The following is a 19,588-nucleotide window of genomic DNA, read 5'->3' as shown; positions in this document are numbered from 1 at the left end:
GAGGTTTGCGTGTATTTGCGAAGACCGCCAAATTTTTAAATTTGGCTTTTAGTAAAATAAAGATAAAAAGAAAAATTTAAAAATTCGGCTCGTATATAATCCGAAAAGTCAGCGTCTTTTTACACGCTACGTTTCATATACAAGACCGTTAGCTGTAATACAAACAAAATGAGTGAAAAAGACAAAATATTTGACAAGGATTTCTGGAGTATGATGAAATATTTTGGAATTTTCATTCTAATTATTTGTTTCTTGCCATTTCTTTTTACTCTTAAACTAGACTGGTTAAATTTCACAAAAACAGGACAAATTGGAGACACAATTGGCGGAACAATGACGCCTTTTATTGCAATAGCAGCAGCGTTATTGACTTTTTTGGCATTTTGGGTTCAATATAAGGCTAACCAGAAACAAACACTACAATTTAAGAAACAAGCAAATGATGTTACCATTGAACGTTTTGAAAATAAATTTTATGAAGCCATAAGGTTACATAGGGAAAATACAAATGAAATAGAAATATCAAAAATTTCATTACCAAATTATTATAAAGGGAGAAAAGTGTTTATCTCAATGTTTAGTGAATTTCGATTTTGCTATGCAAAAACTAAAGAATTTATAGAAGAATACAATGAAAAAGAAACAGGATTTGATATTAAAGATGAAAAAGCAATAATCAACATAGCATATCATATTTTCTTTATGGGAATAGGTAGAAATAGTGACTCTTTAATAGTAAAATCATTAGCAGGCGTTTGTCATCAAGAATTTATCATTGCCTTAATAAAGAATTTAAATACTATAAAGGAGAAAAGAAGAGATGCTAAAAAACCTATAAAATTCGAAGTCAAACTGAAAGATAATCCAAATGTTTTGGAATATGAACCTGATTATATTCCCTTTGGTGGACACATATCTAGACTTGGTCATTATTTTAGACATTTATATCAATCTGTTAAAATAATATCAGAACAAGATGATGAAGTTTTTGATAAAGAAATGAAACGTTCTTATGCAAAAACTTTAAGAGCACAGCTTTCAGATTATGAACAATTATTACTTTTTTATAATGTCAATTCTTCATTAGGTAATGCTTGGGTTAATGGTAAAGTAAATTTTATAAAAGAGTATAGAATGATTAAAAATATGCCAATCCCATTAGCCGATTTCGGAATAAAGCCGAATGAAATTTATAACAGCGAAATAACCTATTGGAAAAGCCAAAACAAATCATTCTTTGAATGGGACGAAAGAACTCACAACGGCTAACGGCCTATTTTATCTAATACGAAAAATGTACCGAGGAAGTAGATTAAAATTATATAGAGAAGGAAACTTAAAGAATCTTTTTGGTAATTCGGCACGACAAATTGAAAGCCAAATTAATCAGAAATCCGAAAGTTATATTCTTAATGTAAGTGAAGTAGAATTTGCAGAATTTCTAATACAATCTCATATTATTGACTTCCCAGTTCTTGATTTCGAAAATGTATTTGTTGAGAGCTACGAAAAGGATATTCCTGCCGAAAGCTTTCCAGGCAATTATGACGTGTATAGAGGGAAAACATACAGAAGAGATGTTATTGTATATCATATTCCATATACAGGAGATATATACATATTGGGAAATCAAGGAGTGAGTTCGTTTTCTATCTCTGGTAGTATTGAGGTCGGAGTAACAGAAGACAGTATAACAACAGAAATAATAAATTTTAATAGTGACCCAGAAAAAATAAAACGTGATTTTGAGGATAGTAAAAGATACATTTTATCTGATTATCATATACTAAAAAAAGACTGTGAAGGTTTTAATAATGAAGTTTTAGATTTTGCTATTGGAAAAATTAAAGAACGGAAACAAAAACTTCTCTCTAAAAACGACTTACTCTCTTCTCTAGGAGTTCCTTTAAAAAAGAAAGTTGGAGTTGCAGAAACGTTTTCAATTCCAAAACCAGAATTAAGAAAAAAGATAAAAATTGAACCAAAAGTGTATGAAAAAGGTTTTAAACCCGAACCTACTCTATCAAATGAAAACTACCAAGAAATACTCAAAATAATAAATGATGTTGGTAAAAATTTTGAAAGAATGCCATCTACTTATATTGGTAAAGGAGAAGAAGACTTAAGAGACCATATTCTTCTAATTCTTGACCCAAATTTCGAATTTGGTAGTGCTAGCGGAGAAACATTTAATAAAAAAGGTAAAACAGATATTCTTTTAAAATACGATAGCGATGTTGTTTTCATTGCGGAATGCAAGTTTTGGGCAGGAAAGGGTGTTTATTTATCTACTATTGACCAATTATTAGGTTACTTAACATTTAGAAACTCAAAAACCTCTTTGGTAATTTTTGTGAGGAACAAGGATATGAGTAATGTTATTACAACAATAAGTGAAGTAACAGAAACTCATCCAAATTATATTAGAACGGAAAAGAAAAATGGCGAGACTTGGTGGAATTATATATTTCATATCAATGATGACAGAAATCGAGAAATTAATTTAGGAGTTTTGGCATTTCACCTTCCTGATTGAAAAGTACTACAGCTAACAACGGTAAGCGTTGCACAACTCGTCATCAGGAATGAATTGATAGTTTTTGAATTATCTAAAATAATTAAAACACATTATATCAGTTAGTTATATTTAAAAAAAACAAAAAAAAAACCTAACAAGTACGTATTGATGGAATTCATGGTTGTGCAACAAGTACACCGTATATACAAAATAGCAGTTTTATCGCTTAAATGAAATAATAGTGATAAACTAAACCGTAACCTCCGCATATTGTACCGGATTGGCAGGATAAAAGACGGAATGTTCCGCATATAAACAAGTTGGCAGTAATACAAAAACAAACGAACTGAATTGAACAATTACGACTTTTCAACTTTAAACGATAAAGAATTTGAGCAAATTTCTAAGGACTTATTGAATGCCAAATTCAATTTGAAATTACAAAGTTTTAGAGCTGGTAAAGATAAAGGAGTTGATTTAAGGTATTCGTCAGAAAAAAACAACAATGCTGTTGTTGTTCAAGCCAAACACTACTCAAAATCGACTTATTCCAATTTAAAATCAGTAATAAAGAACAAAGAGTTTGAAAAAGTTGAAAATCTAAAACCTGACAGATACATTTTAATTACTTCAATGGATTTATCTGCCATTCAAAAAGACGAACTAAAATCATTATTAAATCCATATGTTAAAACATCAAATGACATAATTGGACAGCAAGAACTAAACGATTACTTATTTGAATTTCCAATTATTGAAAAGAAATATTACAAACTTTGGCTTTCTAGTACGGCTATAATAACTGAAATTTTAAATAATGCAATAGAATCTAGAACTAGGTATTTCTTGAAGAGATTAAAGGACAAGGTAAAATATTATGTTGTTACCGATAAACTAGATTTAGCCTACAAAATACTTAAAGAAGAAAAAATTCTTCTTATTACAGGACAACCAGGAATTGGAAAAACTTCCTTGGCAGAGATGATTTTATTTGATAGAGCAAAAAACAATTTTAAAATACACAAAGTCGAAAACATATCCGAAGCAGAAGATGTCATTTCGGACGATGATAATGTTAAACAGATTTTTTATTTTGATGATTTTTTAGGAGCCAATTATGCTGAAATAATTAATTCTCATAAGACGGAAACTCAACTAACTAGTTTTGTAGATAGAATAAGAAATTCGCCTAACAAATATCTTATCCTTACCACTCGTACTGTAGTTTTGAGTTTAGCTAGTGATAGATATGAAAAAATTAATCATTCAAGCTTGAATGAAAGACAATTTGAGTTAAAGTTATCAGATTATAATAAGTATGAAAAGGCATTAATTCTTTATAACCATTTTTTCCATAAACAAGTAGATGAAAAATTTTATAATGTTATACTAGAAGAAAAATTTTATTGGGACATAATTAAACACGATAATTATACACCACGGATAATCGAGTTTATTACAGATGAGTATAAAATTCAAAACTTTACAATTTCAGAATACAAACAATTCATAGTAAATAATTTGTCCAATCCAAAAGAAATTTGGAGGTTCTCATATAATAACCAAATCAGTTACTTGGAAAGATGTTTGTTAATGACCTTATTTTCTTTTGGAAATTATGTTACTGAAAGAAGGCTTACCAAAGCATTTGAACAAAGACTTCAATATGAGATAGCCGAACACAATCAAATTATCGATGGTAATCAATTTAATAAATCTGTAAGGCTGTTATTAAATGGTTTTATATCATCTACTCTCTACACTTCAACTGATAGAAATAGACGTTCATATAATTTTATAAATCCGTCTTTAGCAGATTTCTTAATTGGTCAAATTTCAGAATCTTTTTCAGATAGAAAAGCGATTATCAAAAACGTTATTTATTTAGATCAACTAAACAGATTTAATCCTAAAAAATCTATTATTCCTCTCGACAAGGAACTTCAAAGTGTTATTAGAGACCTGATAACAAATGATCGCTTTATTATTGACAAACAAGAGGCAATTGCCAATAAAAAAGAGAACAACTTTAATTCAAAAATTTTATCAATTCTATCTACTTATTGTACCGAAGTTAATATTGACAATGTGTTTTTAAAACATTTTAAGCTTTTAGACTATTTGGAAAACTGGGATTATTTTGTTTTTTCGGAAGTTTTAGGTTCTTTACTTAAAATAAAAGACTGCCCACAATCGGAAAGCTATATCAAGAAAAATTTCAATAAAATAGTAGATAAATTAATGTTAAGAGCCGATTCAGATTATGAATCAGAACAAGTCATTGATTTGTTTGATAAATACGAGCAAGATTACGATGAGTTTTCAAAATCTGAAGATGGTCAAGATACTATTGTTCAAATGATTGAAAACATCCTAGAAACAATGAAAGATGAACTTTCAGACCAAATAAAAGATGAGGTTACTGAATTGAGTAAAGTAGAAGAAATATATGAGGAAATATTTGGTACTAGGGAGCAATTAATTGATGATTTATTACCCGATTCAAAAAAGCCATTTGTTCTAGAAGTTGAGTTGGATAAGAAACATTGGGAGGATATAATCGAGGAAAATCAAATTAAAGAAAGTATGAGAGATTTTGAAGCTTGGGAAGAAAACGAATATAGAAAAGAGAATCCTGATGAATCAAATTCTAATGAAAGTGAACGAATTGATAAACTCTTCGAATAAAAGTACTACTGCCAACAATGGTAACCGTTGCACAACCCCAAAATGATTGAAAAAATGGCTTCCATAACCGCTTTTTAAGGCGGTTTTATCTTTTAGACCACTGGCCAACCTATATTTTTTGGGTAGCCTACAAGTGAACTTTCAAGTGCTTGGAAGCAGTTTTTTGCGATGCGCGGCAAAACAAAGCTTCCCGCCCCGCTTTTTGAACGTTTTTCGGTGAATTTCAGGTACTTTTTCAGGTTGTAGGCAATCGCCGAGAGGTGCATGACCTTATTGGCCTGTTCGAGCCCTATGGTGTTCACCTTCCGCATGCCCATGAACTGTGTCAACGTTCCAAAAACGGGCTCTACCGTGCTCTGTCGTTTGCCTTTCATATATCTGCCCTGTTGGCTGTTCACCCTTTTGATGTTCCGCTCGTACTCGGCCCGGTAATAGGTGACCGAAAATTGTTTTTCGTTCACCTTGCCCAGACATGTGGATTTCAACGGGCAGCCCTTACAGATCAGACTCGATGCGCGGTACGCTTTCTTTTTCGTACCCGTACGGTGATCCTTGAATACCTTTCTGAACGGGATGACCTTGCCCTGTGGACAGATATAATGATCTTCGATTTCATTATACGTAAAACCCGTGGGGCCGCCCTTGTACGTGCCATGGGGAGGAATGAAGCTCTTTAGACCGATATCCTCTAGAAAGGCATAGTTCCCGCCACTGCTATACCCGGTGTCCGCTATGCAGTTCTCCCACACCAGGCCCTGCTTCCACAACCTTGCCCGAAGTCTTTGGACGATATCCGGCAGCTGTTGGTTGTCCTTCCCGTCCGCATGGTAGGCCCTGATGTCCGTAATGACGTGGTGGGCCGTATCAACGCTCAATTGGCTCAGGTAGTTCAGTTTTCTGGCCTTGCCCGGTTTTACGCTGATGCGTGCATCGGGGTCCGTGGGGCTGTAGTGCGTTTTGTTGCTCGTATACTTGGCCCCCTTGTTCTTGGCGCCAGGGCGTTGGTCCTGGTCCTTCGCCCATTTTTTGTTCCTGCCCTTTATCGCCGCCAGTTCGTTCTTGCTTGCAGTGACACTACGCTGGCCCTTGTCGGAGCTGTCGTTCTTGCTCTTGCGATGCGGCTCCCCTTTTTTGTCCATTGCACTCAGGACACGTACCTTGCGCAGGTGTTCGTCCAGTTCCTCTTCGGGCACCTTAAGCTCCAAGGTGTCCATGCTCGCGTTGGCCTTCACAGGTGCGGAATCTATGGCCTGGGTATGGCCGCTGACCATTCCCTTCTCCACGCACATACTCAACACCTTGGTGAAGACTTCCTCGAAGACACTTTCGGGGAACAGTTGGCGCGTACGGCTTATCGTACTGTGCCAGGGGAGCTCCTCGTCTATATCGTAGCCGATAAAATAAAGGATGTCCAACCGCAGGGAACAATGGGCCATGAGCCTGCGGTCGCTGATGATGTTCTCCAGATAGCCCACAAGGCAGAGCTTGAAGAAGACCACCGGGTCTATGCTCTTTTGGCCGCTGTTCCCGTAATAGCCTTCGGTAAGGCCGTAAAGGAAGCGTAGCTCCAAAACCTCTTTCAACCGCCTATAGAAATTGTTCTCGGGGATTCGCTCGCTTAACTGGAAATGGGCGAACAGTTTTTCTTGATACTCCTTTTTTCCCTGCATACCTAAAACTAACGACCCAACGTTAAGATCTCCTTTAGCCTATGTGGTTTTTTCGTTAACTTGTGCAACAGGCACAATGCCTATAATTAATACGGACTTATGGGTTTTACGCCAAGGTCTGTTTATATTTATGAAGTCGCAAAATCTTTAGGATTTGGCAATTAAAAAAGAAAAATAATTACAAAACAAAAAGCTCTGGCTCGCAGACCAAACGGAAACGAAAAGTTTCCTTGCCCGCCCTACTTGCCATAGCCGTGACCGTTATATGCAATTAGCGAAAATGAAGATTTTGAAAATATTAATAGTTCTTTTAGGGTTTGTTATAATACAGTCTTGCGGACAATCAGAAAGAGAAAAGGAACGAATTGAATACGAAAAACAAAAAGTAATAAACGAATCGAAGCTATATTATCCTAAAGCCTATGATGATTGGTGGAGAATGTACAAACCCAAACTAAGAGGTGCAGAAGGTTGGATTACCGAAGATTGTGAAGACTCAAGATTCAAAGGAAAAAAAGGAATTGTAACCTATCAGCTATTGACTCACAAAAGTTGGGGAACTTACAAAGGTAGTTTGACCTTAGAATTATTAGATACTAAAGAATCAATTGATATTGATTATAAATGCTTTAAGCCTGATTTCGAAGTTGGAGAATGGTTAAGCAAAGAATATTAAAAGCATATAATCGAGTGGATGGCTCCGCCATCAAATGACGGAGTGCACCCCTCACACCACCGTACGTACGGGTCTCGTATACGGCGGTTCGTAAATCATCAAACCAAGGCTCTTTTCACCCTTGGCACTATCTTCTAATTTAGGCATAGGCTACAACATGTGCTCCTATGCGAATTTTGAAGAGAATTACGTTCGGTCCTTCCTTGTTTGTGAGACCTCTAGGGTACTGCCCTAGCTCGTTTCCCGTAAGTACTATGACCTCTGCTGACTTCTCCATGTAGCTACACGTAACTTTGGAGACCTCCCCAGGTAAGAACATCTTCTTTCACTCAATAACCGCCGTATCTACATATCTACCCTTTTGATGTTCTTAGGGCGTTACAATGATGTGCTTGCTTACCCAAGTAAATATGCCTCTGTATACGGTTCCTGTTCGTCAGTACCGAGTTTTGTAGTCTCGCTTTCTTCAGATGTAACTTCGCAGTTACCACCCTTGCGACTTACTAATGCTTCCAGACGTTACTCCAGCGCATGAGGGACTTGCACCCTCTAGATTAATTAACTACTTTTCTGTAGTTAAAAGATGCCCATACTGGGCACACACAACGTATATAATTTATTGCTTGCTTCTTGCCTACTTACAAAAATCCTCGCGGATTTTCTATTCGGTTTTTATTTGCTAAATGAGGTGCTTAAACCACGCAACAAACCATATACAACAACGTTGTAAAACATTTTGACCCGTCCTGAATAAAGTTCAATTAAACGATAATTGAAGAACTACTTGATTTGATTGTAGAGTATATTAAAGGAAATACCAGGTTAGGTATAATTCTTTCAATTCTTATAATATCCTTTTTTGTAGGATTTTTAATTTATTTTAAAATTCAATAATACGATGGATAAAAAACCTAAAAAGTTAAGCGGTTTTATACTGTGGGATCCTGTGACAACTTTGGTGATTATATTCTTTGGCTTAATTTTTTTCTTAACATTGGCTTATATTTTAGGGTACTTTGAATTTTAAGTAACACCAATTATAGAGAATAGAAATATGCGTAATACTGCGCATAGCTAATGATTGTATAAACATTTAAATGAACCAAACGGATATTAATAAATATTATAAGCTTTTTGGGTATTTAAATCTGACTTTAAGTATACTTTTTATAATTGTTTCGAGAGAAATTGAATTGACAGAACGGATTATAGCAGGGGTCGTTATTAATATGGGATATCATATGTTTTATATATTCTTTTCTAGTATTTCAAAGGACTCATCTCGTATGAACAATAACTTCAATAAAAATGTCGGTGGAATAATGCTAAAGCTTTTTTCGATATTCGGAATACTAGGCTCGTTTATTATTATTTATGTCTTTATTTCTAAAGCTATTTCTCTAAATGAATATTTGGGTCTATTTGCGATTTGTATTCCTTTTGGTCTCCTTCTTGGCTCGTATTCATTATGGATTGGTTTAAGTAACGAATAAAAACGTTTTACAACACAACCTATAAAAAATACGGGCTTCGGGGTATTCGCAGGGATTGCGTATTTTTATAATGTCGCGAAATCTTTGGGATTTCGCTTTGACACAAAAAAAAGAAAAAACAAAACCAAAAGATTTCGCTACGTGCATGACGGTAAGCAAACGCTAGCTTGCTCCCCTACTGTTCATAGCTCAACCGTTATGTGCAATTTTGAAAACAAATAGCGGTCAAAGAAAATAATTATGTATATAAATAGTGAGACTGACTATCTCAAAAACAGCTGGATTATCTAAGGACAGCTGAAATCTTGAAAAGATTTGAAACAACAAAATGAGTATTAAACACAAACTATAAAAATGAAATTATTTAGTATTCTAAGAAAACCAACTTTTGCTATTTTTCTAGCAGGATTAACCGTTTTTGCATCTTGTAGTCAATATGAAACTGATGAAATTGAGCAAGAAAATTTATCCCTTGAGCAACTTGAGAATATTCATCTCGATATTAAAAGTAGATATCAAATAGGAAATTCTCTAACTCAAAAAACATCGTCAGATAATGAACTCTCAGAAATATTTAATTCAAAATTTGAGGAGAATCTAGAAGTAGCTCAAAATCAAGGAGTGGAATATTTGTTCGAAGCGAATGGATTAGACTCTAGTTTGCCAAGTACGATTGATTGGGCTCTTAATAATATAGATAATGAAAACTTCTACGAGGAATTACTACAAAGAGAAGAAATTCAATCCGTAGAACAGGCGGAATTAATATTTAGTTATCTACAAACTTTTATTGAATATAGTAATCTCTCTGCAAATGCAAAATCAGCTTATTCAAAAGCTGCGCGCGAAAGTGGATGTGGTAGAGCGGTAGTAGGAACCATATTGACAACAGCAATATTTGCTGGTGTTACAGCTGCAACAGGAGGTTTTGGAACTGCAGCAGCAGTCGGCTTTTTGGTGGCAAAAGGGTGGAATACTTATAATGTTATAGCTGCTTGCAGCGAATAAATATTGCACAAATGAATAAAGTTATCTGGGCAATATTTTCCATCGCTTTTTTGATATATGGTATTTATGACTTGTATGCGGGAATCGTTGAAATAAGAGAAATGGATTTGAAAACTTTTCAATACATTTCTAAATTGGTTGTTCCTGTATACATCATTGGATGCAGTTTATATATTTTATATTTGAAAGTGATAAAAAAAAGCACATAACACGGTATAAACGCAATAGCGGCTCAGGTTCAGATCTGAGCCGTTTTTGTTTTAATTTAAGTATCTTTTCAGCTGTAAACCAGTTGCATAAATCCCGCTACTGTGCTTATACATACCGTTACCCAACATTTTGACCAAAAAAACAACCAATGAAAATAACCTTACTTAAAATCCTATTTGGTATACTTGCTTTCATAATCGCCGCAATATTTTCAGCTATGATTATTACATTTCTTTTGAGTAAAATAACTCCGAATGAAATTATCTTAAACGTAGTACAATTATTTTTAGCAATAATAATTACCGTTGTAATTTACAGGTATATGGTAAAGTATTTATTGAAAGTAAATGAATGAAATAGTATTAGAGTTATCAATAATAGAAGGACTTGAGTTCTCAATAATATACAATCAAAATTGAAAAGGGTTAAAGGGCTAAAGAAGTTTACGTAAAAGGACTTCACTCAAACGCAACTGTCGTGTTGATGGACTTTTAACAAGTTTGCGCAATTGGACTTATCACTCAAACGCAACTGTTGAGTTGATGGATTTGACCTTTGGATTGAAAAACTAACTCGGACGGAAAAAACGTTGGGTAACAAAGAACCGCTGCACAACTCGTCATCGGGAATAAATTGATGGTTTTTGAATTATTTGAGACAACTAAAACCCAATTTATCAATTAGTTACGCATTACAAAAAAAAAAAAAAAAAAAAAACTACCTAACAAGTACGCATTGATGGAATTCATGGTTGCGCAACAAGTACACCGTATATAAAAAATAGCAGTTTTATCGCTTAAATGAAATAATAGTGATAAATTAAACCGTAACCTCCGCATATTGTACCGGATTGGCAGGATAAAAGACGGAATGTTCCGCATATAAACAAGTTGGCATGCATTAAAAAAACATATATGAAAAAAAACATATTATCATTATTAATCATATTGCAAGCATTCTCTTGTAAGGAAAAAAAAGAAGAACTAAACCTAACCAAAGGGCTCTACATAGCTAATGTTACTATAATATCTACAGAAGATGGTAATTACGACCCATATGTAGGTCATTTGGTTGTAGAAAAAGATAAAATTATTTACATCGATAGAAAGGAGCCAAGTATTAGTGGAATCTTTGAAAAGCTAGATGGAACTGGAAAATTCATAGTCCCGGGATTAATTGATAGTCATGTTCATATTACAGAAGTACAAGGAATGCTCCCTCACCATATGGAAAAGTATCCTGAACTAACTAAAGAATTTAATGAGCAAATGCCAAAAAGCTATTTATACTATGGCTTTACCACACTCATTAATCTTGGCGGAATATCAGAAGAGCAGATCGCTTCTTTCAATTTGCAACCAATTAAACCCGATTTATATCATACAGGAAACTCAGGAGCGTCCGTTGCAAATGGTTACCCTATGAATTTTGCACCTGAACAATATCGATTTGAAGCAGCTCCAAACTTTATATTCATGGAAAGTGAAGCAGACAATATTCCTGTTAAATTTGACCCTGCAAATCATACACCCAAAGCAGTTGTTGACCGAATTAAAAATTCTGGGGCTATTGCGGTAAAATCTTATTATGAATCGGGTTTTAGAGGAATGTCGAAATTACCTGTGCCTACTAAAAGGATTATGAATGAATTACTTGATGAGTCACATTCAAATGGACTTGTTTTAACTGTTCATGGTAATTCACTTGAAGCACATTCATTTTTGGCTGAAGTAGGGGTTGATGTCTTAGCACACGGATTATGGAACTGGGAAAAGTATAAAGATGTACCAGTAGACTCCCTTCCCCTAGAAATAAGAAAAACGTTGGATTTACAAATTCAAAAACAAATAGGCTATACTCCTACATTAACCGTTATTGCTGGCGAGGAGGCACTAGCTGAAGACACATTTCTAAACCAACCTGAGTTAACAAAAGTTGTTCCTAAAAAGCTACTTGAATGGTATAAAACTGAAGAAGGACAATGGTTCGCTAAAGACCTTTTTAGTGAATATAATGCAGAAGAAGTACATGAAATCTATGGAAATATTCAAGCACATGCGATGCTCGCTCTAAAATATCTTTCCGATAATAATGCGTTAATTTTATTTGGAACAGATACTCCATCTGCACCTACCTATGGTAATCAACCTGGCCATAATGGATATTGGGAGCTTAAATTAATGGAAGAAGCTGGCGTCCCATTAAATAAAATTCTTTCATCCGCTACAATTAATAACGCCAAAGTTTTTCATTTAGACTCTTCTATAGGCTCATTAAATAAAGGAAAAAAAGCTAACATAGTACTATTGTCAAAAAACCCTTTGAAAGAAATAGAAGCTTATAATACTATTGAAAAAATTATTATTGGAGGCAAACTTACCAAAAGAGAGGATTTGGAGGCGAAAAAATAACGACATGCCAACAACGGCTATAAAACATAGCTAATTCAGGCTTCACGAGAGGTTCGTGTCTATTTTCAAAATCCGCCAAATTTACAATTTGGCGATTTAAAAGAAAGAAAGTTAAAGCGAAAATTGTAAATTTCGCTAAGTGATAATCTGAAAGGTTCGTGCTTTTTTGCACGCTACGTTTCATAGCCCAATCGTTACCACACATTTTGAAAAAGAGATTATGAAAAAATGGAATCTAAAAGTAAAAAGTAATCCTCAAGAGATAAGTCAGAATTTAAAATCCGCACTTGAATCTGTAGACGGATTGATGTTCAATTTGAATCACGATAAAAAAAATTCAATAAAATTTAAAATGCGTAAACGGATTCAATATGCTTGGTATCTAATTTATATTAATAATGTAGTTGTTGATGGAAAATTATCAAAAACAGAAATTGAAAATGAGACCGACGTAGAAATTTTATTTAGTCAACATTTTTTATGGAAATTAGTAATATTCACACATGTATTTTTGGTGTTATGTATCGTAATTGCTATCATCTTAGGTAAAATTAGTAGTGCTTCAGCGTATTTGTTTGGTGCGGGAATTTTAGCAATAGGCATTCTATTATGGATTACAGTTCAAAAGAAATATGAGAGGAATGTTCAAGAATATAAAACATTGATATCTAAAATTTTAAAGTTCTAGAAATCAATGTTTACCACACATTTTGAAAAACTTGATAGAATTAAAGAATATTTGGCTTTTAGTTAAAACTGGATTTGTAAATAAAGAAGAAAGAAGTGGAAAGGAACTTGTATTCTTCTTATTGAAAATGCTCTTAATTTTATTGATTTTCAAAATATCAACATTTGGTGTTGCTTACTTTCTCGAGTCGTTCAATATCTTTAAAATACCGGCTAACCTAAATAGGTTGAAATTTGAAAATTCTAGCGATTTTGAAATACTATTCATGATAGCCGTTTATGCTCCAATAGTGGAAGAGTTAACCTATAGGCTGCCATTAAAATTTTCCAAATGGAATCTCATAATCTCTTTAATGGGTTTAAACTTGGCAATTTTGCGAATATTTGGGGAAATAGAATATCTATATTGTTTCCTATCTAGCGTAGGAGTTGGAATTTTATTGTACTTTTTCTTACGACCAAAAAAAATAGAAATACTCCGAGAATTTTGGACTAAAAACAAGCTTGGTATTTTTTACTTCTTCCTACTCATATTTAGCTTTTTACATCTCATAAACTATGAAATAACCACAGAGGTTTTATTATTCTCACCCATTATTATCCTGCCGAGAATTTTGGGTGCTTTGGTATATTCTTATATTCGACTAAGTTCTGGTATTTTATTAGCAATTTGTTTTCACGCCTTTAACAATGGGATTTTTAAAATAGCAACTATAATTACGAATTATACGAATGGACTTTTTAGCTAGTTTGTGCAGATGGACTTTACTCAAACGCAATTGTGACGGATGGCAATACAACTCGGACGGAAAAAACGTGTGGTAACAATGGTAACCGTTGCACAACCCCAAAATGATTGAAAAAATGGCTTCCATAACCGCTTTTTAAGGCGGTTTTATCTTTTAGACCACTGGCCAACCTATATTTTTTGGGTAGCCTACAAGTGAACTTTCAAGTGCTTGGAAGCAGTTTTTTGCGATGCGCGGCAAAACAAAGCTTCCCGCCCCGCTTTTTGAACGTTTTTCGGTGAATTTCAGGTACTTTTTCAGGTTGTAGGCAATCGCCGAGAGGTGCATGACCTTATTGGCCTGTTCGAGCCCTATGGTGTTCACCTTCCGCATGCCCATGAACTGTGTCAACGTTCCAAAAACGGGCTCTACCGTGCTCTGTCGTTTGCCTTTCATATATCTGCCCTGTTGGCTGTTCACCCTTTTGATGTTCCGCTCGTACTCGGCCCGGTAATAGGTGACCGAAAATTGTTTTTCGTTCACCTTGCCCAGACATGTGGATTTCAACGGGCAGCCCTTACAGATCAGACTCGATGCGCGGTACGCTTTCTTTTTCGTACCCGTACGGTGATCCTTGAATACCTTTCTGAACGGGATGACCTTGCCCTGTGGACAGATATAATGATCTTCGATTTCATTATACGTAAAACCCGTGGGGCCGCCCTTGTACGTGCCATGGGGAGGAATGAAGCTCTTTAGACCGATATCCTCTAGAAAGGCATAGTTCCCGCCACTGCTATACCCGGTGTCCGCTATGCAGTTCTCCCACACCAGGCCCTGCTTCCACAACCTTGCCCGAAGTCTTTGGACGATATCCGGCAGCTGTTGGTTGTCCTTCCCGTCCGCATGGTAGGCCCTGATGTCCGTAATGACGTGGTGGGCCGTATCAACGCTCAATTGGCTCAGGTAGTTCAGTTTTCTGGCCTTGCCCGGTTTTACGCTGATGCGTGCATCGGGGTCCGTGGGGCTGTAGTGCGTTTTGTTGCTCGTATACTTGGCCCCCTTGTTCTTGGCGCCAGGGCGTTGGTCCTGGTCCTTCGCCCATTTTTTGTTCCTGCCCTTTATCGCCGCCAGTTCGTTCTTGCTTGCAGTGACACTACGCTGGCCCTTGTCGGAGCTGTCGTTCTTGCTCTTGCGATGCGGCTCCCCTTTTTTGTCCATTGCACTCAGGACACGTACCTTGCGCAGGTGTTCGTCCAGTTCCTCTTCGGGCACCTTAAGCTCCAAGGTGTCCATGCTCGCGTTGGCCTTCACAGGTGCGGAATCTATGGCCTGGGTATGGCCGCTGACCATTCCCTTCTCCACGCACATACTCAACACCTTGGTGAAGACTTCCTCGAAGACACTTTCGGGGAACAGTTGGCGCGTACGGCTTATCGTACTGTGCCAGGGGAGCTCCTCGTCTATATCGTAGCCGATAAAATAAAGGATGTCCAACCGCAGGGAACAATGGGCCATGAGCCTGCGGTCGCTGATGATGTTCTCCAGATAGCCCACAAGGCAGAGCTTGAAGAAGACCACCGGGTCTATGCTCTTTTGGCCGCTGTTCCCGTAATAGCCTTCGGTAAGGCCGTAAAGGAAGCGTAGCTCCAAAACCTCTTTCAACCGCCTATAGAAATTGTTCTCGGGGATTCGCTCGCTTAACTGGAAATGGGCGAACAGTTTTTCTTGATACTCCTTTTTTCCCTGCATACCTAAAACTAACGACCCAACGTTAAGATCTCCTTTAGCCTATGTGGTTTTTTCGTTAACTTGTGCAACAGGCACAATGCCTATAATTAATACGGACTTATGGGTTTTACGCCAAGGTCTGTTTATATTTATGAAGTCGCAAAATCTTTGGGATTTTGCTTTCGAACAAAAAAAGAAAAAACAAAACCAAAAGCTTTTGCTTAGCGCGTAGCTGGAAATCCGTCGGATTTCCGCCCCGCACTAAGCATAGCCGAACCGTTATGCTCCATATGAAAAAAAACTTGCTCATAATTTTAGTTTTTCTTTTTTTCTCATGCAATAATAACAACAGCGCAAAGACGTATCTCAATTCCGCCATCGATATCATGGAGGAAAACTCCATTAAAACAGAAAATATCGATTGGGATAATCTAAGAAATACTGCTCATAAAAATATTGAAGGTAAGAAAACTGCTGAAGAAACATATTCAACAATTGAGAACGCTTTAAAAGAGTTAGGAGATAATCATAGCTTCTTCATACCAAAACAACCTGACACAATTATAGGAGAGAGCGATGAAATAATACCTAGTGTTGAAGCAAAAATATTAAACAAGCAAATTGCCTATTTGAAAGTTCCAGCATTTAATAAAGGTGGAAATCTGGCTAATAAATTTGCGACAAAAATCCAAAGTAAGATAATAGCATTGGACAGACCTGAAATTGAAGGATGGATTATTGATTTATCAGAGAATTATGGCGGAAACATGTGGCCAATGTATCTAGGTCTAGCACCATTAATAGGAGAAGGTATTTCAGGGTATTTTTTTGATTGGGAAAAAAATAGCGCAGAATGGAGTTTCAAAACTAACGCGGTATATAATAAAGAAGATAACAAGCTAGAAATTAAAAATCCCTACAAGCTAAAAAAGAAACCTATTAAGATTGCGATATTAACAAGTGGAATAACTGCAAGTTCTGGAGAAGCAATAGTAATAGCTTTCAAGGGACTTTCCTACACGAAGTCTTTTGGGCAAAAAACGGCTGGACTCTCGACTGGTAACCACGTTTATGAATTAAGTGATGGGGCTAAACTTATTCTGACAACAACAATAATGGCTGATAGAACAAAAAAGTTATATGGCGGACAATTAATACCGGATATTCCGACAAATAATCCAAAAGCAAAAGCAATCGAATGGCTTCTGGAAAAATAATACGTAGCATAACAAAGATGGTAACCGTTGCACAACCCCATAATCATTAAAATAACGACTCACATAACCGCTTTTTAAGGCGGTTTTATCTTTTAGACCACTGGCCAACCTATATTTTTTGGGTAGCCTACAAGTGAACTTTCAAGTGCTTGGGACCAGTTTTTTGCGATGCGCGGCAAAACAAAGCTTCCCGCCCCGCTTTTTGAACGTTTTTCCGTGAATTTCAGGTACTTTTTCAGGTTGTAGGCAATCGCCGAGAGGTGCATGACCTTGTTCGCCTTGTAGCCTTTCCCTTTTTAACCTAAGTTTGTACAAAAGCTGTCCTACTAATTGGGGAATGAAGGCACTATGCCGCTTAAAACTAATATTAATCTGTACTCGTATTTTAAGACGTGACATTAACGACCTCAATGGATCAAGATTTTTCTTCTGAAAAAAATATTTTATTCAATTTCTTTAATCAAGTATACCCAATTACCGAAACAGATTTTGAGCCTCTAGCAAAGGTTATGAAAAAGAAAAAAATTAAAAAAGGTGAAATTCTACTTAATCTTGGGCAAATAGAAACTAAAACCAGTTTAGTATTAAAAGGGTTTATTCACCAATACGTAATTATTGAAGATAATTTATTTACAATTGATTTTTCTCTTGCTGGTATGAGCTTCAATAACTTTACTAGCTATATGGAAAATTCACCTTCCAATCAAATACAAGAAGCAATAACCGATTCTGAAATTCTTTATTTTGAAAAAGAAGATATTGAAAAACTCTTATTAAAAAATCACCCATTTTCATATATCTACACCAAACTTTTTGAACAAGTTCATTTGGAACGTGAAAAAAGATCATTGTTATTACAACACAAAAATGCTTCTAAGAAGTACGAACTCTTTTTGGATACCATTACAAAATCTAAAGTGTTTTTAGAACAAGTACCTCAAAAATTAATTGCTAACTACCTAGGTATTACTCCAGAAACTTACAGCCGTGTAAAAAAAGAATATTTAAAAAAACGATGAAAAAATGATTTCTTGATTTAGAATAAGTTTTACACTTAAAAAATTCATGATTTTTACCACAAAATCCAAGTCATGAAATTTACATCGTATTTTTTACTTTTTATGGTATGTTTTAGTTGTTCTGAAAATGACGATTTTGACGCCTTAGGGGTTACAGAAGAGTTTATCATAGAATCTACACTAATAAATGACAGCTATCCCATAAACGTTTTTTTACCCGAAAATTATGATCACAACTCTTTAAATCAATTAATAATTGCTTTAGATGGTGATATAAGGTTTAATGAAATTGCTACTATCATAGCAGATAAAGCTCAAAACGATAGTATGCCCTCTTCTATATTTATTGCTATTGGTAATAACAAGCAAAGAAACAGAGACTATACACCTACCGCCTATGCACATGGTTCTGGTGGTGCTGAAAGCTTTTACCAATTTATTAAAGATGAATTAATCCCTCAGTTAGAAACAAGATATAAGATTGATCCATCTAATAACAAAACACTAATTGGTCACTCGTTTGGTGGTTTGTTTACTCAATACGTATTGGCCCAAGATAGGAATTCGAACCCCTTCAACAAGTTTATAGCAAGCGGAACATCATATTGGTATGACTCCGGGGTCATATTCGAGTATGAGCAAACCTACGCCGATACACATACGGATTTAGATGTAAGGTTTTACAATGGAATGGGAACATTGGAAGGCGGAGTTATGCTAGCCTCTTTTGAAGAAATGAATATGCGAATGGATAATAGAAGTTTTCCAAATTTTAAACATAAAAGTGAACTAATAGAAGAAAGCGGACATAGTGGCTCTGCCAAGAAAACATTCAAAAAAGGATTAGATTATGTATTTAGTAATTAGAAGAATTATGGCCCTCTGTCTTTTAACAGTTGTATCTACACTTTACTCTCAAAACACCAACAATGGCTCTCTAGAGTTTGGAGCACTTGTAGCTGGAGATGAAGCATTATATTATGGTGGTTATGGTAAATATAACATTCCACTATCCCAAAATAAGCATCATTTCACATTAGGGTTTTCTATGGTAGCATATTTCGACTTCAAAGGAGAATCAGAGCCGGAAGCGTATTTAAAAAATGACATAGATATGCGCTTAATCCCCACAGCAAATATCGGATACTCCCTAAATTTTAAAAGAATACAATTAAATTTTGAAGTCCCTATTGGACTTAGCATGGCTATCACAAAAGGAACTTTGGTAAATGAAAAAATAGGTTTTGAAAGAGATTTTTACAACCAGGAAATATTTTTTAATTATGGCTTATCCTTTTCACCAAAATATAAACTTAACAGGTCTAATAGCATTGGATTATACAGTTTTTTGCCTTTAATTGAAGACAAGACTCAATCAGGATATCAGATTGGTATTGAATGGACAAAAACTTTTGCCAATCGAGCAAACCGCTCTGCCGGTAACTGACAAAGTGCCTCTCAGACTGTAACCTTAGCTATTTTGTTGCCTTGCCCAAAAATAGGACCGATTAAATTAAACGTTTTCGATTGAC

At 35.5% G+C, this 19,588-nt stretch carries 15 protein-coding genes and 1 pseudogene; 12 read left to right on the top strand and 4 right to left on the bottom strand.

What is annotated here, in order from left to right; translation table 11 throughout:
* Positions 1-168: 168 nt before the first annotated feature.
* The 3 genes from ZOBGAL_RS22800 to ZOBGAL_RS15495 all read left to right on the top strand — a co-directional run bounded on the left by ZOBGAL_RS22800 (position 169) and on the right by ZOBGAL_RS15495 (position 5,206).
* The gene (locus ZOBGAL_RS22800; RefSeq protein WP_013994618.1) at positions 169-1,269 is read left to right on the top strand and encodes a putative phage abortive infection protein; all 1,101 of its coding nucleotides are present in this window, start codon (positions 169-171) and stop codon (positions 1,267-1,269) included.
* A gap of 25 nt (positions 1,270-1,294) precedes the next feature.
* Positions 1,295-2,536: a hypothetical protein gene (locus ZOBGAL_RS15500; RefSeq protein ID WP_013994617.1), complete on the top strand. Its 1,242-nt coding sequence runs from the start codon at positions 1,295-1,297 to the stop codon at positions 2,534-2,536.
* Between the two features lie 333 nt (positions 2,537-2,869).
* Entirely contained in the window at positions 2,870-5,206 is a 2,337-nt protein-coding gene (locus ZOBGAL_RS15495) for an nSTAND3 domain-containing NTPase (protein WP_013994616.1), read from the top strand.
* A gap of 92 nt (positions 5,207-5,298) precedes the next feature.
* Here the strand turns inward: ZOBGAL_RS15495 and ZOBGAL_RS15490 are convergent, their stop codons facing one another.
* Positions 5,299-6,876, bottom strand: a complete 1,578-nt coding sequence (locus tag ZOBGAL_RS15490) for an IS1182 family transposase (protein ID WP_013994606.1) — start codon at positions 6,874-6,876, stop codon at positions 5,299-5,301.
* A 289-nt stretch (positions 6,877-7,165) separates the two neighbouring features.
* Here ZOBGAL_RS15490 and ZOBGAL_RS15485 point away from each other — a divergent pair, with 289 nt between their 5' ends.
* Positions 7,166-7,552, top strand: coding sequence for a hypothetical protein (locus ZOBGAL_RS15485; RefSeq protein ID WP_148560719.1), 387 nt, complete (start codon positions 7,166-7,168; stop codon positions 7,550-7,552).
* A 139-nt stretch (positions 7,553-7,691) separates the two neighbouring features.
* Here the strand turns inward: ZOBGAL_RS15485 and ZOBGAL_RS23605 are convergent, their stop codons facing one another.
* Positions 7,692-7,829: a hypothetical protein gene (locus ZOBGAL_RS23605; protein ID WP_158499738.1), complete on the bottom strand. Its 138-nt coding sequence runs from the start codon at positions 7,827-7,829 to the stop codon at positions 7,692-7,694.
* A gap of 820 nt (positions 7,830-8,649) precedes the next feature.
* On the opposite strand from ZOBGAL_RS23605, the gene ZOBGAL_RS15475 reads away from it, so the two are divergent.
* The 4 genes from ZOBGAL_RS15475 to ZOBGAL_RS15450 all read left to right on the top strand — a co-directional run bounded on the left by ZOBGAL_RS15475 (position 8,650) and on the right by ZOBGAL_RS15450 (position 13,362).
* Entirely contained in the window at positions 8,650-9,045 is a 396-nt protein-coding gene (locus tag ZOBGAL_RS15475; RefSeq protein WP_013994614.1) for a hypothetical protein, read from the top strand.
* Positions 9,046-9,399: 354 nt separating this feature from the next.
* Complete coding sequence (locus tag ZOBGAL_RS15470; RefSeq protein WP_013994613.1) at positions 9,400-10,053, top strand: glycine zipper family protein; 654 nt, start codon at positions 9,400-9,402, stop codon at positions 10,051-10,053.
* 1,124 nt (positions 10,054-11,177) lie between these two features.
* Positions 11,178-12,674 (top strand): amidohydrolase family protein, encoded by a 1,497-nt coding sequence (locus ZOBGAL_RS15455; RefSeq protein ID WP_013994609.1) that lies wholly within the window; start codon positions 11,178-11,180, stop codon positions 12,672-12,674.
* 220 nt (positions 12,675-12,894) lie between these two features.
* The gene (locus tag ZOBGAL_RS15450; protein WP_046287530.1) at positions 12,895-13,362 is read left to right on the top strand and encodes a hypothetical protein; all 468 of its coding nucleotides are present in this window, start codon (positions 12,895-12,897) and stop codon (positions 13,360-13,362) included.
* A 901-nt stretch (positions 13,363-14,263) separates the two neighbouring features.
* Here ZOBGAL_RS15450 and ZOBGAL_RS15440 read toward each other — a convergent pair.
* On the bottom strand, positions 14,264-15,841 hold the full coding sequence (locus ZOBGAL_RS15440; protein WP_013994606.1) for an IS1182 family transposase: 1,578 nt from the start codon (positions 15,839-15,841) through the stop codon (positions 14,264-14,266).
* A gap of 269 nt (positions 15,842-16,110) precedes the next feature.
* On the opposite strand from ZOBGAL_RS15440, the gene ZOBGAL_RS15435 reads away from it, so the two are divergent.
* Entirely contained in the window at positions 16,111-17,037 is a 927-nt protein-coding gene (locus ZOBGAL_RS15435; RefSeq protein ID WP_158499737.1) for a S41 family peptidase, read from the top strand.
* A 92-nt stretch (positions 17,038-17,129) separates the two neighbouring features.
* Here the strand turns inward: ZOBGAL_RS15435 and ZOBGAL_RS24100 are convergent.
* Positions 17,130-17,318: pseudogene (locus ZOBGAL_RS24100) on the bottom strand (hypothetical protein); the annotation flags it as partial.
* Positions 17,319-17,447: 129 nt separating this feature from the next.
* Between ZOBGAL_RS24100 and ZOBGAL_RS15430 the strand changes: the two are divergent.
* From ZOBGAL_RS15430 to ZOBGAL_RS15420, 3 genes are all read left to right on the top strand, one after another.
* On the top strand, positions 17,448-18,056 hold the full coding sequence (locus ZOBGAL_RS15430; RefSeq protein WP_013994602.1) for a Crp/Fnr family transcriptional regulator: 609 nt from the start codon (positions 17,448-17,450) through the stop codon (positions 18,054-18,056).
* Between the two features lie 72 nt (positions 18,057-18,128).
* A complete protein-coding gene (locus tag ZOBGAL_RS15425; protein WP_013994601.1) occupies positions 18,129-18,923 on the top strand; it encodes an alpha/beta hydrolase in 795 nt (264 codons plus the stop codon).
* On the top strand, positions 18,907-19,503 hold the full coding sequence (locus ZOBGAL_RS15420) for a hypothetical protein (RefSeq protein ID WP_013994600.1): 597 nt from the start codon (positions 18,907-18,909) through the stop codon (positions 19,501-19,503). The genes ZOBGAL_RS15425 and ZOBGAL_RS15420 overlap by 17 nt, the downstream gene beginning before the upstream one ends.
* Positions 19,504-19,588 lie beyond the last annotated feature (85 nt).

Source organism: Zobellia galactanivorans, from assembly GCF_000973105.1.
Lineage (GTDB): Bacteria > Bacteroidota > Bacteroidia > Flavobacteriales > Flavobacteriaceae > Zobellia > Zobellia galactanivorans.
Note: the sequence above shows the minus strand (reverse complement) of the source record. Positions and strands in the feature narration are given on the sequence as shown.

Excerpts from the sequence above, each read along its gene's own strand:
- ZOBGAL_RS23605 (WP_158499738.1), bottom strand. The coding sequence starts at position 7,829 with ATGGAGAAGTCAGCAGAGGTCATAGTACTTACGGGAAACGAGCTAGGG.
- ZOBGAL_RS15500 (WP_013994617.1), top strand. The coding sequence starts at position 1,295 with ATGTACCGAGGAAGTAGATTAAAATTATATAGAGAAGGAAACTTAAAG.
- ZOBGAL_RS15440 (WP_013994606.1), bottom strand. The coding sequence starts at position 15,841 with ATGCAGGGAAAAAAGGAGTATCAAGAAAAACTGTTCGCCCATTTCCAG.
- ZOBGAL_RS15490 (WP_013994606.1), bottom strand. The coding sequence starts at position 6,876 with ATGCAGGGAAAAAAGGAGTATCAAGAAAAACTGTTCGCCCATTTCCAG.
- ZOBGAL_RS15430 (WP_013994602.1), top strand. The coding sequence starts at position 17,448 with ATGGATCAAGATTTTTCTTCTGAAAAAAATATTTTATTCAATTTCTTT.
- ZOBGAL_RS15475 (WP_013994614.1), top strand. The coding sequence starts at position 8,650 with ATGAACCAAACGGATATTAATAAATATTATAAGCTTTTTGGGTATTTA.
- ZOBGAL_RS15435 (WP_158499737.1), top strand. The coding sequence starts at position 16,111 with ATGAAAAAAAACTTGCTCATAATTTTAGTTTTTCTTTTTTTCTCATGC.
- ZOBGAL_RS15450 (WP_046287530.1), top strand. The coding sequence starts at position 12,895 with ATGAAAAAATGGAATCTAAAAGTAAAAAGTAATCCTCAAGAGATAAGT.
- ZOBGAL_RS15470 (WP_013994613.1), top strand. The coding sequence starts at position 9,400 with ATGAAATTATTTAGTATTCTAAGAAAACCAACTTTTGCTATTTTTCTA.
- ZOBGAL_RS15420 (WP_013994600.1), top strand. The coding sequence starts at position 18,907 with ATGTATTTAGTAATTAGAAGAATTATGGCCCTCTGTCTTTTAACAGTT.
- ZOBGAL_RS15455 (WP_013994609.1), top strand. The coding sequence starts at position 11,178 with ATGAAAAAAAACATATTATCATTATTAATCATATTGCAAGCATTCTCT.
- ZOBGAL_RS15425 (WP_013994601.1), top strand. The coding sequence starts at position 18,129 with ATGAAATTTACATCGTATTTTTTACTTTTTATGGTATGTTTTAGTTGT.
- ZOBGAL_RS22800 (WP_013994618.1), top strand. The coding sequence starts at position 169 with ATGAGTGAAAAAGACAAAATATTTGACAAGGATTTCTGGAGTATGATG.